The organism is Brevibacterium yomogidense (assembly GCF_016107685.1).
GTDB classification, from domain to species: domain Bacteria; phylum Actinomycetota; class Actinomycetes; order Actinomycetales; family Brevibacteriaceae; genus Brevibacterium; species Brevibacterium yomogidense.
Window position 1 is genome coordinate 12,261 of sequence record NZ_JABASY010000001.1, and the last position, 13,089, is coordinate 25,349.

Annotated in this window: 10 protein-coding genes; 5 read left to right on the forward strand and 5 right to left on the reverse strand. The window is 69.4% G+C overall.

Annotated elements, in window-relative coordinates; translation table 11 throughout:
* Positions 1 to 38: 38 nt before the first annotated feature.
* Positions 39 to 2,657 (reverse strand): ATP-dependent chaperone ClpB, encoded by a 2,619-nt coding sequence (gene clpB / locus JFC09_RS00065; protein WP_198391957.1) that lies wholly within the window; start codon positions 2,655 to 2,657, stop codon positions 39 to 41.
* 162 nt (positions 2,658 to 2,819) lie between these two features.
* Between clpB and JFC09_RS00070 the strand changes: the two genes are divergently transcribed.
* The 3 genes from JFC09_RS00070 to JFC09_RS00080 all read left to right on the forward strand — a co-directional run bounded on the left by JFC09_RS00070 (position 2,820) and on the right by JFC09_RS00080 (position 6,008).
* Positions 2,820 to 4,088, forward strand: coding sequence for a hypothetical protein (locus tag JFC09_RS00070; RefSeq protein ID WP_198391958.1), 1,269 nt, complete (start codon positions 2,820 to 2,822; stop codon positions 4,086 to 4,088).
* Between the two features lie 77 nt (positions 4,089 to 4,165).
* Positions 4,166 to 4,939: an enoyl-CoA hydratase gene (locus JFC09_RS00075; protein ID WP_198391959.1), complete on the forward strand. Its 774-nt coding sequence runs from the start codon at positions 4,166 to 4,168 to the stop codon at positions 4,937 to 4,939.
* A 130-nt stretch (positions 4,940 to 5,069) separates the two neighbouring features.
* Positions 5,070 to 6,008: an NAD-dependent epimerase/dehydratase family protein gene (locus JFC09_RS00080; RefSeq protein ID WP_198391960.1), complete on the forward strand. Its 939-nt coding sequence runs from the start codon at positions 5,070 to 5,072 to the stop codon at positions 6,006 to 6,008.
* A gap of 78 nt (positions 6,009 to 6,086) precedes the next feature.
* On the opposite strand, the gene JFC09_RS00085 is transcribed toward JFC09_RS00080, so the two are convergent.
* From JFC09_RS00085 to JFC09_RS00100, 4 genes are all read right to left on the reverse strand, one after another.
* Positions 6,087 to 7,232, reverse strand: coding sequence for an LCP family protein (locus JFC09_RS00085; RefSeq protein WP_332839591.1), 1,146 nt, complete (start codon positions 7,230 to 7,232; stop codon positions 6,087 to 6,089).
* A gap of 116 nt (positions 7,233 to 7,348) precedes the next feature.
* Positions 7,349 to 8,326 (reverse strand): prephenate dehydratase, encoded by a 978-nt coding sequence (gene pheA, locus JFC09_RS00090; protein ID WP_198391961.1) that lies wholly within the window; start codon positions 8,324 to 8,326, stop codon positions 7,349 to 7,351.
* Positions 8,323 to 9,270, reverse strand: a complete 948-nt coding sequence (locus tag JFC09_RS00095) for a glycosyltransferase (RefSeq protein WP_198391962.1) — start codon at positions 9,268 to 9,270, stop codon at positions 8,323 to 8,325. Before JFC09_RS00095 ends, pheA begins: the two co-directional genes overlap by 4 nt.
* Positions 9,267 to 10,151 carry a DUF5926 family protein gene (locus JFC09_RS00100; RefSeq protein WP_198391963.1) on the reverse strand — a complete coding sequence of 295 codons (885 nt, stop codon included), beginning with the start codon at positions 10,149 to 10,151 and terminating at the stop codon, positions 9,267 to 9,269. Before JFC09_RS00100 ends, JFC09_RS00095 begins: the two co-directional genes overlap by 4 nt.
* Positions 10,152 to 10,214: 63 nt before the next feature.
* Between JFC09_RS00100 and JFC09_RS00105 the strand changes: the two genes are divergently transcribed.
* Positions 10,215 to 11,906 (forward strand): amidohydrolase, encoded by a 1,692-nt coding sequence (locus JFC09_RS00105; protein WP_198391964.1) that lies wholly within the window; start codon positions 10,215 to 10,217, stop codon positions 11,904 to 11,906.
* Positions 11,907 to 11,984: 78 nt separating this feature from the next.
* Positions 11,985 to 13,016 (forward strand): CobW family GTP-binding protein, encoded by a 1,032-nt coding sequence (locus tag JFC09_RS00110; RefSeq protein ID WP_198391965.1) that lies wholly within the window; start codon positions 11,985 to 11,987, stop codon positions 13,014 to 13,016.
* Positions 13,017 to 13,089: the final 73 nt, after the last annotated feature.

Sequence of the window (13,089 nt, forward strand, 5' to 3'; positions counted from 1 at the left end):
CTGCACGGCTCATCGCACGGCAACCACTCACCGCACCCTCACCGCACCGCGGTGAGCCTCAGCCCCGGTTCCTCGAACTCCGCAGGACGATCCACGGTGACGGAGTCCCCGTCGTGGATGTCGCCCGCGAGGATCTGCTTCGCCAGCCGGTCGCCGATCTCCCGCTGCACCAGCCTGCGCAGCGGTCGGGCACCGTACGCCGGGTCGTAGCCCTCGATCGCCAGCCAGTCCTTCGCGGCATCCGTCGCGGTGAGCGTGATCCGCTTCTCCGCCAGCCGCTTCTGCATCGCTGCGATCTGCAGGTCGACGATACGGGACAGCTCCTTCGTGCTGAGCGCGTCGAACACCACCACGTCGTCCAGCCTGTTGAGGAACTCCGGCTTGAACGACAGGTTGACGATCTCCATGACCTTCGACCGCTGCTCCTCCTTGCTGAGCTCCTGGTCGACCAGGAACTGTGAGCCCAGGTTGGAGGTGAGGACGAGGATCGTGTTCCGGAAGTCCACGGTCCTGCCCTGACCGTCCGTGAGCCGGCCGTCGTCCAGCACCTGCAGGAGGACGTCGAACACGTCCGGGTGGGCCTTCTCCACCTCGTCCAGCAGCACCACGGAGTACGGGCGCCTCCGCACGGCCTCCGTCAGCTGACCGCCGGACTCGTAGCCCACGTAGCCGGGAGGCGCACCCACCAGGCGGGACACGGAGTGCTTCTCCCCGTACTCGCTCATGTCGACGCGGACCATCGCCCGCTCGTCGTCGAAGAGGAAGTCCGCCAGCGACTTCGCAAGCTCCGTCTTGCCCACACCCGTGGGGCCCAGGAACAGGAACGAACCCGTGGGCCTGTCCGGGTCGGACACACCGGCGCGGGACCGGCGGATCGCGTCCGCGACCGTCTCCACGGCCGTGGTCTGCCCGATCAGCCGCTGACCGATCTCGTCCTCCGCGTGGAGCAGCTTCTCCCGCTCCCCCTGCAGCAGACGGCCGGCGGGGATGCCGGTCCAGGCGGCGACGACCTCGGCGATGTCGTCCGGGGTCACGTGGTCGCCCACCATGGGGCGGCCGGTGCCCGTCCCGGAACCGGAGCCGGCGTCGGCGGCCTCTGCGGCCTCGGCGGCGGCGATCTCCTTCTCCACGGCCGGGATCTCCCCGTACAGCAGGCGGGAGGCGGTCGCGAGGTCCGTGTCGCGGCGCGCGACCTCCGCCTGGTTCCGCAGCTCGTCGAGCTTCTCCTTCAGGTCGCCCACACGGTTGAGGCCCGCACGCTGACGCTCCCACACGGCGTTGAGCCCGCCCAGCTCCTCCTGCTTGTCCGCCAGCTCCTGCTGGAGTGCCGCCAGGCGCTCCTTCGAGGCAGGGTCGGACTCCTTCGACAGCGCCATCTCCTCCATCTTGAGGCGGTCGACGGCACGCTGCAGCTCGTCGATCTCGATGGGGGCGGAGTCGATCTCCATGCGCAGGCGGGACGCCGCCTCGTCGACCAGGTCGATCGCCTTGTCCGGCAGCTGACGGTCCGCGATGTAGCGGTTCGACAGGGACGCGGCGGCCACCAGGGCGGAGTCCGCGATCGTCACCTTGTGGTGCGCCTCGTACCGCTCCTTGAGGCCGCGGAGTATCGCGACCGAGTCCTCGACGGTGGGCTCGCCGACGAACACCTGCTGGAAGCGCCGTTCCAGCGCGGGGTCCTTCTCGATGTTCTCCCGGTACTCGTCCAGCGTGGTCGCACCGATCATGCGCAGCTCACCGCGGGCCAGCATGGGCTTGAGCATGTTGCCCGCGTCCATGGAGGAATCACCGCCGGCGCCGGCGCCCACGAGGGTGTGGATCTCGTCGATGAACGTGACGATCTCACCGTCGGCCTGCTTGATCTCCTCGAGCACGGCCTTGAGCCGCTCCTCGAACTCGCCGCGGTACTTCGCCCCGGCGACCATCGCGGACAGGTCGAGGCCCACCAGTCGCTTGTTCCGCAGCGACTCCGGCACGTCGCCCGCGACGATCCGCTGGGCGAGCCCTTCGACGACGGCGGTCTTGCCGACGCCGGGCTCACCGATGAGGATCGGGTTGTTCTTCGTCCGGCGGCTCAGCACCTGCACGACCCGGCGGATCTCCGCGTCGCGGCCTATGACGGGGTCCAGCTTCCCTTCACGCGCGGTCGCGGTGAGGTCGACGCCGAACTTCTCGAGCGACTGGAACGTGGACTCCGGGTCCTCGCTCGTCACCTTTTGCCCGCCCCGCACCTGGTCGAGGACGGCCAGCAGCGCCTCCCGAGTCGCGCCGGCGCGCTGCATCGCCTCACCGACGTCGCCGGTGTCCGCGGCAGCGCCCAGCAGCAGGTGCTCGGTGGACACGAACTGGTCCCCCAGCGCCTGCATCTCCTGCTCCGCTGCGTTGATGAGCTGCATGGAGGGCCGGGCCAAGCCCGGCTGAGTTACGGAGGATCCGGAGACGGTCGGCTGGCCGTCCAGGATCCGTTCGGCAGCCCTGCCCAGGTCCGCCGCCGAGGCCCCCGCCGCTTCCAGCAGAGACACGGCGATGCTGTCCGGCTGGGCCACGAGCTGCTTGAGGAGGTGGGCCGGTTCGATGTGTCCGTTGCCGCGGGCCACCGCGTCCTTCGCAGCGGCCCCCAGCACTTCTTGGCTCTTGGTCGTGAACTTCGCTTCCATAGGTCCTTCTTCCCACAGAGATGACGTGTATGCCAGATCAACATCACCAAAGTTGAGTCTATTCCACTCAAGGCTGCTTTTCTGGCCCTCCCCTAGAATCGAAGCGTTGATCCCGCCTGCCGTGTTCCGGCAGTGCTCGCTTCTCCGCCAAGGACGTCCTCCATGTCACACGACGCACCGCTGTCGACCGAGCCGTCGTCACCTGCTGCCCCGGGGGCGGACGATGCGGCGTCGACGGTGCGTCTCTTCACGGCGGGGAAGCACATCACGATGTGCTTCGCCCTAGAGCTTGCGGACCTCGCAGAGGAGATCCGCGAGCTGTGGGCACACGTGGTGGACGACGGAGAAGCGGCCCCTGATGCACTGGAGCTGCGGTTCATGGGGCACGGCTCGACTGACACAGGCGGCGCGGGCCAGGCTGCCGCCACGAGCGCCCCCGCGTACCGCCTGCGCCCCGACGACCCGGGCAACTCCTTCATCGTGTCCGGCCGGGTGACGACCGCGCTCATCCGGGACATGGCCGGCGAACGGATCCTCCTCCACGCTGGCGCCGTCGAGCTGCCGGACCTGGGCACGGTGCTGGTCGTCGGCCCGTCCGGCGCCGGGAAGTCGACGTCGACCGCAGCGCTGGGGCAGAACGGCACCTATCTCACGGACGAGCTCTCGATCCTCGACCCGGAGGGCTTCCGCGTCACGGCGTACCCGAAGCCCGTTTCCCGCGTCATGGAGCGCGGCGAGGCACACCCGTCACGGTCGGCTGCAGGCAGCCGGAGCAAGAGCGACATCGCTCTGAGCGCGCTCACACTGGAGCCCGGCCTCCACGGGACAGCGCCGTCTCACGTCCTCCTGCTCGATCGACAGCCTGCGGATGAGCGCTCTGCAGGTGGAGGTTCTTCTGCGGGCCCCCCTGTGACGGCGGAGCGCACCCCGACAGTGGAAGCGGTGCACACGCTGTCCGCGCAATCGTCCTCGACGTGGCGCGTGGACAATGGGCTCGCCCGGCTCATGCTGCTGCTGGACCACTGCGGCGGGGCGCTGACCGTCCGCTATCGAGAAGCAACCGATCTCGTGGCGCAGCTGCCCGACCTCGTCACGATCCCTGCCCACCACCCCGAGTGGCGGCACGTGCCCGGCCGCGGCTCCGCCGCGCCTGGTCCCGGCGAGTATGCGATCACCACGTTCAGCGACGCGGTCGCGCTCGCAGAATCGTTCGTCGTCCTGAGGAAGGGCACGCTCGTGTCGACGCAGGGCCTGGGGGCTCTCGTCTGGGACATCCTGGAGCTCTCCGGTCCCCTCACGAGGGAGGCGCTCCTCGCGGAGATCATCGACGTGCTGGGTGAGAACCCGCAGGCCGACGAACTGCTGGACAGCGCACTCACGTCACTCCTGGATGAGCGGCTGATCGTCCACGGCGGTGCAGCCGAGGAGTAAGAGGCCTGCCGGGGCCGGGGGCGGCCGAAGAGCAGAAGCCCCTCCCATCGCGGGTCGCAGGCCCCTAGCATGGGGACATGTCTGATCTCATCCTGTCCTCCACGCAGAACAACGTCACGACGCTCACCCTCAACTCCCCGCAGACGCGCAATGCCCTATCCATGGAGCTCATGGGCCAGTTGCGTGACGCGCTCGTCGCGATCGGTGACGACACGTCGGTCCACGTGGTCGTCCTCGCCGCCGAGGGCCCTGTGTTCTCCTCGGGGCACAACCTCAAGGAGGTTCGTGGCGCAGACCATGCGCGGCAGCAGGAGATCTTCGACCTCTGCACGGACCTCATGCTCACCGTCCAGCGGACCCCTCAGCCCGTCATCGCCCGCGTGCACGGCCTGGCGACCGCGGCGGGAGCGCAGCTGGCCGCCACCTGCGACCTCGTGGTCGCCGCCCGGTCCGCGGCGTTCGCCACGCCTGGTGTGAAGATCGGCCTGTTCTGCTCGACGCCGGGTGTGGCTATCGCACGCGCCGTGCCGACGAAGCAGGCGATGCGCATGCTGCTGACGGGCGACCCCGTCAGTGCGGAGCGCGCACTGGACCTGGGTCTGGTGTCCGACGTCGTCGACGACGCGCAGCTGATCCGGGCGACGGATGAGCTCGCGACGAAGATCGCACAGGCGTCGTCCGCCACTGTCGCGATCGGCAAGGAGGCGTTCTATCGACAGATCAGCATGCCCGTCGAGGACGCGTACCGGGAGATGTCGGACACGATGGCGAAGAATGCCGTGATCGACGATGCGCAGGAAGGCATCGACGCGTTCCTCACGAAGCGCGACCCGGAGTGGAAGGGTCGCTGAAGCCGGCCAGGGTGAGTTCCGGCACCTCCGGCACGGCGCCTCGCGCGTGTTCGGCACGTCTGCCGACCTCGGTGCCGAGCAGGGGCTAGCCTGGTGGGCACCCGCCCCGGAACGAGGAGTCTGCTGCCCCATGACCGTCATCGTCACCGGCGCTTCCGGACTGGTCGGAGGAGCCGTCGTCCGCGCCCTGCAGACACGTGGCACCCCTGTGCTCACCGTCGGAGGCCCCGACCCGGATCTGCCGTCGCGCATCCACCACATCGACTGGGATCTGCGGGAGGACGCCCCTGTCGATGCCACCGCGCTGGCGCCTCGGGTGACCGCGGTCGTCCACTGCGCGCGGATGAGTGACGACTGGGGCGACGCGGACGACTTCCACGCCGTCAACGTCGCCGGCACGCGACGCGTCCTGGACACCTACCCGCAGGCGCGGTTCATCCACCTGTCGTCGACGGCCGTGTACGGGCTGCTCGGTGAGCACACCCGCCTCTACGAAGAGGCCGGCCCCCGCGATCAGGCCGACTACCGTGACGAGTTCGCCCGCACCGCTGCGTTGGCCGAGGCCGTCGTCACCCGCGTGCAGCCCAAGGCCCTCATCCTCCGCCCTGCCCGCATCTATGCCCCCGGCGAGGACGACGGCGTCTACGCGTCACTGTCCCGCTTCGCCCGTCGTGGTGTCTTCGCACTGCCCGGTGGCGCGAAGGTCCACACGATGCTCGCCCACGTCGACAACGTCGTGACCGCTGTGCTCGCAGGATTGGACCGCCCGCACGTCCGCGGGCCGATCAACGTCGCAGACCCTCAGCCGTACGTCCTCCACGAGGCGATCAACACCTACCTCGCACGGACGGACCACCCGCACACACCCCTCGACACGCGGCCGGCGGATCTGGCGATCGCGCGCGCGTGGCTCGCACAGAAGCGGGTGAAGACGCCCTCTGCTCAGAATCGCCCCACGCACACGGTCACAGAGATCGAGGCGTACGTCCGCGCACGCAGCTACGACCTGTCGCGACTGCGGAACCTCCTGAGCGTCGAACCCGCCCAGCACCTGGCCTCGCAGGGCTGACGACCGCCAACCCCGCACCAAACTCAAAACTCCAAATCACATTTTGAGTTGTTTTGGACTTGTGTGAGGCTCCACCACTCAGAGGTGGACGGTATCCGCTGTCGCCGCGTACTCGTCGACGGTGTCGTTCGCGAAGGCATCCTGGATCTCCGCCTGCTTGCCCTCGTCGACGTTGAGGATCGCCTGGCCGTCACCGGACCGGCCTGCACCGGAGATCGGTGCGGAGAAGAACTGCACGTCACCCGAACGGATGCTGCGCAACTCGTACGCAAGGCCCGCGATCTTCGATGCATCCAGCTTCGCGTCGACCGTCATGTACGGGGAGAAGTCACGGACGATGCCCGCGACCTTCGCCGGGTTGCCCAGGGTGTCTGCCGTGACGATCTCGTCCATGAGGCCCGTGAGGTAGGCCTGCTGGTTGCGGATGCGCTGCAGGTCGCCGTCGGCGAACATCTTCCGTGCGCGGACGAACGGCAGAGCTTCTTCGCCGGACAGCTCGTTGGTGCCCTCCGTGTACGAATGCCCGTCGATCTCGAACGCCGTCTCCGACTGGACCGTCACGCCGCCCACGCTGTCGGTGAGCGCCTTGAAGCCCTCGAAGTCCATGATCGCGACGTGATGGATGGGGGCACCGATGAAATCGCTGATCGTCTGTGTGGCGAGCGGCAGACCGCCGTAGCTCATCGCGGCGTTGATCTTCGCCTTGCCGTGGCCTTCGATGTCCACCCACGAATCGCGGGGGATCGACATGACCTGCACACCCTCCCGGTCACCGCTGATGTGCATGACCATGATCGTGTCCGACCTGTTGCCGCGCGCATCACCTTCGTAATCGACGTCCTCGTCACGGGCGTCGGAGCCCAGCAGCAGGATGTTGAGGTCCGAGTCGGACACGGGCTGCTCTCCCCCGAACACCTCGTCCTCACCCAGCTGGTTCGAGTTCTTGTCCCACAGGCTGCCCAGGTAGAACACGTAGCCGACGACTGCCGCGATGAGGACCAGCAGGAGGACGAGGAAGCCTGCGAGCACCTTCCGGCCCGTCTTCTTCTTGTGAGGGTGCCTGCTGATCCGGGACGATCCGCCGCTGCGGGAACCGCGTCCGCGCCGGGACCTGCGGTCGTCCTGGCGTTCCTCGTTGAGCGAGTCGTAGTCGTACTCCGAGGCCGAGCTGCTGGCGTTCGTCCCAGGGCCGAAGAGCGAATCGAAGTCGGAGTTCTGTGTCACGCGCCGTCCTCGTACGTGTGTGTGCGCCGGTCCGGACGGGGTGATCGTCCAGCGCGCAGTGATGTGTGCCCGGTGAAGTCTACTCGTCAGTCAGTGATTCCCACATCCGAACGACGCTAGGCTCCCCCGGTCACCTCGTCCAGCCACTCCTGGGCCCGGTCGAACGCGTCGTCTGCGACGCGCGGATCCACGGCCTTCTTCGTCCCGTTGAGCTCCGTGCGGGTGGCCGATGCCATCGGGTACGAACCCAGGAACTGCACGTGGGCGGCGACCCGGTGGATGCCCCGCAGCGCCTCGGCAACCCGCGCTTCCCGCACATGGCCCAGAGCGTCGATGGAGAACTGGTAGAGGCCCAGGCCTCCTCCGGTGGGCCGCGATTCGATGCGGGACATGTTGACGCCGCGCGCGGACAGCTGCTCGAGCATCTCCAGCAGAGCTCCTGCCCGGTCGCTGGCCAGCCCCACGACGAACGTGCTGCGGTCCCAGCCGGTGGGCTCCGGGATGGACCCCGGCCGCTGGACGCAGATGAATCGCGTCTGGGCGTCCGTGTTCTCCCCGATGTCGTCGGCAAGCACCTCCAGCCCGTACGTCTGCGCGGCCAGCATCGGGCCGATCGCCGCCTGGTACGGCACGTCGGCCGACGCTGCGAGGTCTCGCGCGGCAGCCGCGGTCGAGGACGTGGGCTGGTACTCCGCCAACGGCGCGTGCTCCTGCATCCAGAGCCGCGCCTGCGCCTCCGCGTGCGGGTGTGTCCCATAGGAGCGCAGCGTCTCGAGCGTGACGGTTCCGGGCCGGGCGGCGAGGACGAAGCGGACGGGGACGACCGCCTCGGCGACGATCTGCAGGCGTCCGTACCGGGTGAGCGCGTCCAGGGTGGCCGGCACCCCGCCCTCGACGGAATTCTCGATGGGGACGACGGCGGCGTCCACCTCACCGCTGCGCACAGCCTGGAGCATCGCGTCCGCGGACCGCATGGGAATGCGCTCCGCGGTGTCGAGCTGGCCGCGTTCGGTGAGGAGGTCGATGAGGGCGGCCTCGGTGAAGGTCGCCGCGGGACCCAGGTAGGCGTAGCGGCGGGCAGCGGGCTGCGTCATGGGGTGGTGCCTTCTGGGTCGTGCGGTGAGCCGGTGTCCTGGGTCGGGCTCGTGTCCCCGGTCGGGTTCGCGTCCTGGGCCGGGGTCGTGTCCAGCGGCGCTCCGGGTGCGAGGATGTCGTGACCCGGGCGACGGCCGCCGCTCAGACGGCCCCGCAGCTCGCGGGCGGCGAGCGCGCGGGCGACGTCCCGGTACTGGGCGGCGCGGTGCAGCTGGGCCTTGAGGTCGCGGCCGGTGACACGGTGCTGGAGGTCGCATTCGACTTCTCGCACCCGCATGCCGGCCCACACGAGGTCGATCGTCATGCCGGTCTCCACACCCCAGCCGGCGGCGAACGGCTGGGTCGCGTCGAACGCGTCCCGCGTCATGCAGCGCATGCCGGACAGCGGCTGGGTGGCTTCGAAGCCGGAGAGTCGCTCGATGCCCTTCTTCGCAAGCCCCACGACGAACCCGAAGCCGCCGCCCTTGCGCTTCTGGGCGGGCAGGATCGCGATCGTCGCGTCGGCGTCACCGGCGAGGATCGGTGCGGTGAGCGGCGCGGTGTTCACCGCGGTGCCCTCGAGGTCGCCGTCGATGAACAGCAGCGCCCTGTGGCGGGCGCGCTCACCGGGGGCCAGCTGGGAGATCTCGCGGTTCCGCACGGCGAACGACCCCGTCATCATCGCCTGGGCCTTGCCCTTGTTCGTGCGGTGGGTGACGACTTCCGCCCCGGCCTCACGGGCGTGGACACCCGTGTCGTCGGAGGAGCCGTCGTCCACGACGAGGACGAGGTCCACGCCCGGGATGCGCTGCGCCGAGGCGACGGTCGCCGCGATCCGCTGCCCCTCGTCCTTCGCCGGGATGACGACGGCGACGGAGTGCGGTGCTCCGGCAGGGCCAGCCGCACCCGAGGCGCCGGAGGCTCGCGCGGTGCTGTCCGCCCCGTTCCCCGCTGCGGTGCTCATCGGATCGTGAGCTGGCGGGACACGACGCCCGCCTTGGCCCGGCGCTCTTCGTAGTCGAGCGGCGCGGTGACGGCTGCGGCCTCGTCGAACCGGGTGCGGAACGTCGCGAGGCCCTCTTCGAGGTCGTCCGGCTGGGTGTCCGGCGGGAACTCCCAGACGGGGACGGCGATGCCGTGGGCGCGGAAGCAGCCCCGGTACTTGCCGCCTTCGGTGCCCATGTCGTTCTGGCCCTTCGCGTGGAGGCGGGCGAGCGCACCCAGGACAGTGTCCTCGGGTGCAGTGTGGGCCCAGCGGACGTAGACGCGACCCGCCATGTTCGTCCAGTAGGCGGCGGGGGCGGACACGAGCTTCTCCGTGGGGCTGATCGCCTCGTTGGCCTGATCCAGTGCGGCGACGACGTCCTCGTCCCGCAGCGATTCGTCTTCGGGCAGCCAGAAGTCGAACGTCTCGTGCACCGTGACGGTGAAGGGGACGGAGGTGTCGAGGATGTCCTGGAGGCGTGGCCCCTCACCCGGCTGGGAGGTCACCTCCCGGTACGTGCCGGGCTCACCCTCTGCGACGGCCAGCAGCGCCGCGGCGATGTCCCGCGACGGGTCCGGGGAGGAGAACGGCACCTGCAGGCCCGCCATGAGGAGGCCGTCTGCACGGTGCAGCGCCTGCCATGCGGCGGGCAGCAGGGAGGCGAACGTGACGTCGTGCCCCCCGTACTCCTCCGTGAGCTTGGCGGTCGCGGTGGCGGAGGGGACGAGCTCGCGCAAACACACGAGGTCCGCCTCGAACGGCAGCCCCTCGAACGGCCGCGGCACCCACGCGCCAGCCTGTGCCTTGGCCAAACGCTTGGCGATGATCTCTTCCTTGGACTTCTTGGACTTCTTACCCATGCGGGCCAGTCTACGGTGGAGGGGAACGGTCACGGAGACAACGGCCTCGGCAAAGGAGCCAGCATGACACAGACGCCCCGGAACCAGACTTCCGCGGAACCGACGATCATCTACCCCGCCCGCCTGGTGCGCACGATGGACCCCACCTGCCCCACCGCCCCCGCCGTCGCCGTCCGCGGTGACCGCTTCCGGGCCGTGGGGACGGTGGAGGAGCTGCTCACCTACCCGAACGCGGTCGTCGACGACCGGTACGCGGACGCGGTCCTGCTGCCCGGGTTCGTGGAGGCGCACAGCCACGCCGGCACAGGGAACGTGTGGAAGGGGACGTACATCGGCTACGTCGACCGCACGGACCCGGACGGCGTGCACTGGCCCGGCTGCCGCTCGGTCGACGAGGTCGTCACCCGCCTCCAGGCGGAGGAGGCGAAGATCGAGGACCCCGACCAGACGATGATCGCGTGGGGCCTGGACCCCATCTTCTTCGACGGCCAGCCGCTGACAGCGGTCGACCTCGACAAGGTGTCGACGACCCGCCCCATCTACATCAATCAGGCCAGCGGCCACGCCGCCACCGTCAACACCGCGGCGATGCGGAAGTGCGGCGTCGACCAGTCTGCGGGCGTGGAAGGCGTGACGCTGGACGCGGACGGCAGGCCCAACGGGGAGCTGCACGAATTCGTTGCGATGGGGCTGGTGCAGGAGCTGGCGAAGAACAGCGACCTGCTGAGCGCGGACGCTGAGGCCCTGCGGAAGTTCGGGCAGAACGCCGTGAACACCGGCACGACGACGGTGACGGACCTGGGGTCCCGACTCCTCATGTCGGATGAAGGTGTGGACACGTACCGCGGCGCCGTGGGCGAGGACTTCCCCGCCCGCATGCACGTCTTCCACTTCGGTGCGGGCGTGGGTCCGGTGTCGTCGGGGCTGGAGGCCGATGCGCAGAGGCTGATCGAGCTGCGCGACTCCTCACACGACCGGCTGCGGTTCGGCTACGCGAAGCTCATGCTCGACGGGACGCTGCAGGGCTTCACCGCCCGCGTGCGGGAACCCGGCTACTACGGGGACCAGCCCAACGGGCAGTGGAACGTGAGCCCGGAGGAGTTCCACCGCGCGTTCGAGGCGTTCCACAAGGCGGGGCTGCTCATCCACGTCCACTGCAACGGCGATCAGTCCACCCAGCTGTTCCTCGACACTCTGGAGCGCGTCCTGATCGACCACCCGCGCCCGGACCACCGGCACACGTGCACGCACTCGCAGATGTCGACGCCTGCGCAGTACCGGCGGTTGGCCGCTCTGGGTGCGTGCGCGAACGTCTTCGCGAACCACATCTGGCAGTGGGGCGATCAGCACCTGGACCTCACGATGGGACCGGACCGCGCACGGCGGAACAACGCGGCGGCGACAGCGCTGCGTCACGGGGTGCCGATCAGCCTGCACTCCGACTCCCCCGTCACCCCGCTGGGGCCGCTCGCCACCGCGAAGCACGCCACGACCCGCCTCACGCAGTCCGGCCGGGTCATGGGTGAGACGGAGCGCATCAGCGCGGAGACCGCCCTCGAGGCAATCACCCTGGGTGGCGCGTACATGCTCAAGCAGGACGACCTCGTCGGGTCGATCGAACCCGGAAAGTTCGCAGACCTCGCCGTCCTGGCGGAGGACCCCCTGGACGTCGCGCCCGAGGCCATGGGCGACATCCGCGTCCACGGAACCGTCGTGGGTGGTCAGCACTACGCGAGCAACGTGCAGGACCGGTGAGTGCCGCGGCGCAGGCGGCCGCGGGGCTGAGAGCGCAGGCGGGTGAGGGAGCAGGCGGGTGAGGGGAGTGGGTGACTGATGGGGGCCTCGGCGGCGGTGGCGAAGCCGCTCACGCTGGTGAGCGGCTACCTGGGGACGGGGAAGACGACGCTCATCAACCACGTGCTGGCCAGTGGCGCGCTGGGGCGGGCGGCGGTCGTCGTGAACGACTTCGGGTCCGTGAACATCGATGCAGCGCTCATCCGTGCGAGCGGGGCGGACACGGTCGAGCTGACCAACGGGTGCATCTGCTGCCAGATCACCGACGACGTGCAGCGGACGATGACAGCGCTGGCGGCCCGTGACGACCTGGACCACGTCGTGTGCGAGGTGAGCGGGATCGGGAACCCGGCACAGCTGGGCGCGTGGCGGACGTACCCGGGGTTCCGGCCCGGCGGAGTCGTCGTGTGCGTCGATGCGGGGGTGACGCTGAATCGGCTGCGGGACGAGTTCGTGAGCGACATCGTGCACGCCCAGATCCGGGCCGCGGACCTGCTGGTGGTGACGAAAGCGGACTCCGTGAGCGACTCACTGCTGACGAAGGTGTGGGAGACGTGCGCGCAGATCGCCGGCGATGTGCCGGTCGAGGTGGTGCGGGACGAGTCGAACGACGCTGCGCGAAGCGGTGGTGCCTGGGAGCCGGTGCTGCGGGGGCTCGTCGAACTCTCGTCGGGGCGCGCGGATGGACGGGCAGATGGGCTGGCAGGCGGTCCCGCGGATGGGCACGCGTCCGCCCACACGTCGATGACCGTGGATCTGCAGGAACCGGTGGACGTCGACCGCGTCGTCCAGGTCCTCGATGCGCACGCCGACGATCTGGTGCGAGCGAAGGGAGTGGTGCGGGCCGCGGACGGGACTCGTGTCGTCGTGCAACTTGCGGGCGGCGTTGTCACGTCCCGTCCGGGACCCGAAGTGCCCGCCGGTTCTGGAGGAACGACCACACCCGCAGTGCCGGCAGAACCCGACGGCGCGTCCGCAAGATCGTCGCTCGTCCTCATCGCGGCCGGACCCCACGCCCAGCAGGCGCTGCACCGTGCCGCGCAGGACCTGGGGGCTCAGACCGACGCGTGACGGGTGCGGCGGGTGCTCGCACCACGGGTTCGCGGCTAGGCGGCGACACCAGTTCCGTCACACGGCCTCATGG

Coding starts and splice junctions, on each gene's coding strand:
- JFC09_RS00095 (WP_198391962.1), bottom strand. CDS start 9,270: ATGAGCACCGCAGCGGGGAACGGGGCGGACAGCACCGCGCGAGCCTCC.
- JFC09_RS00100 (WP_198391963.1), bottom strand. CDS start 10,151: ATGGGTAAGAAGTCCAAGAAGTCCAAGGAAGAGATCATCGCCAAGCGT.
- JFC09_RS00070 (WP_198391958.1), top strand. CDS start 2,820: ATGTCACACGACGCACCGCTGTCGACCGAGCCGTCGTCACCTGCTGCC.
- JFC09_RS00080 (WP_198391960.1), top strand. CDS start 5,070: ATGACCGTCATCGTCACCGGCGCTTCCGGACTGGTCGGAGGAGCCGTC.
- pheA (WP_198391961.1), bottom strand. CDS start 8,326: ATGACGCAGCCCGCTGCCCGCCGCTACGCCTACCTGGGTCCCGCGGCG.
- clpB (WP_198391957.1), bottom strand. CDS start 2,657: ATGGAAGCGAAGTTCACGACCAAGAGCCAAGAAGTGCTGGGGGCCGCT.
- JFC09_RS00075 (WP_198391959.1), top strand. CDS start 4,166: ATGTCTGATCTCATCCTGTCCTCCACGCAGAACAACGTCACGACGCTC.
- JFC09_RS00110 (WP_198391965.1), top strand. CDS start 11,985: ATGGGGGCCTCGGCGGCGGTGGCGAAGCCGCTCACGCTGGTGAGCGGC.
- JFC09_RS00105 (WP_198391964.1), top strand. CDS start 10,215: ATGACACAGACGCCCCGGAACCAGACTTCCGCGGAACCGACGATCATC.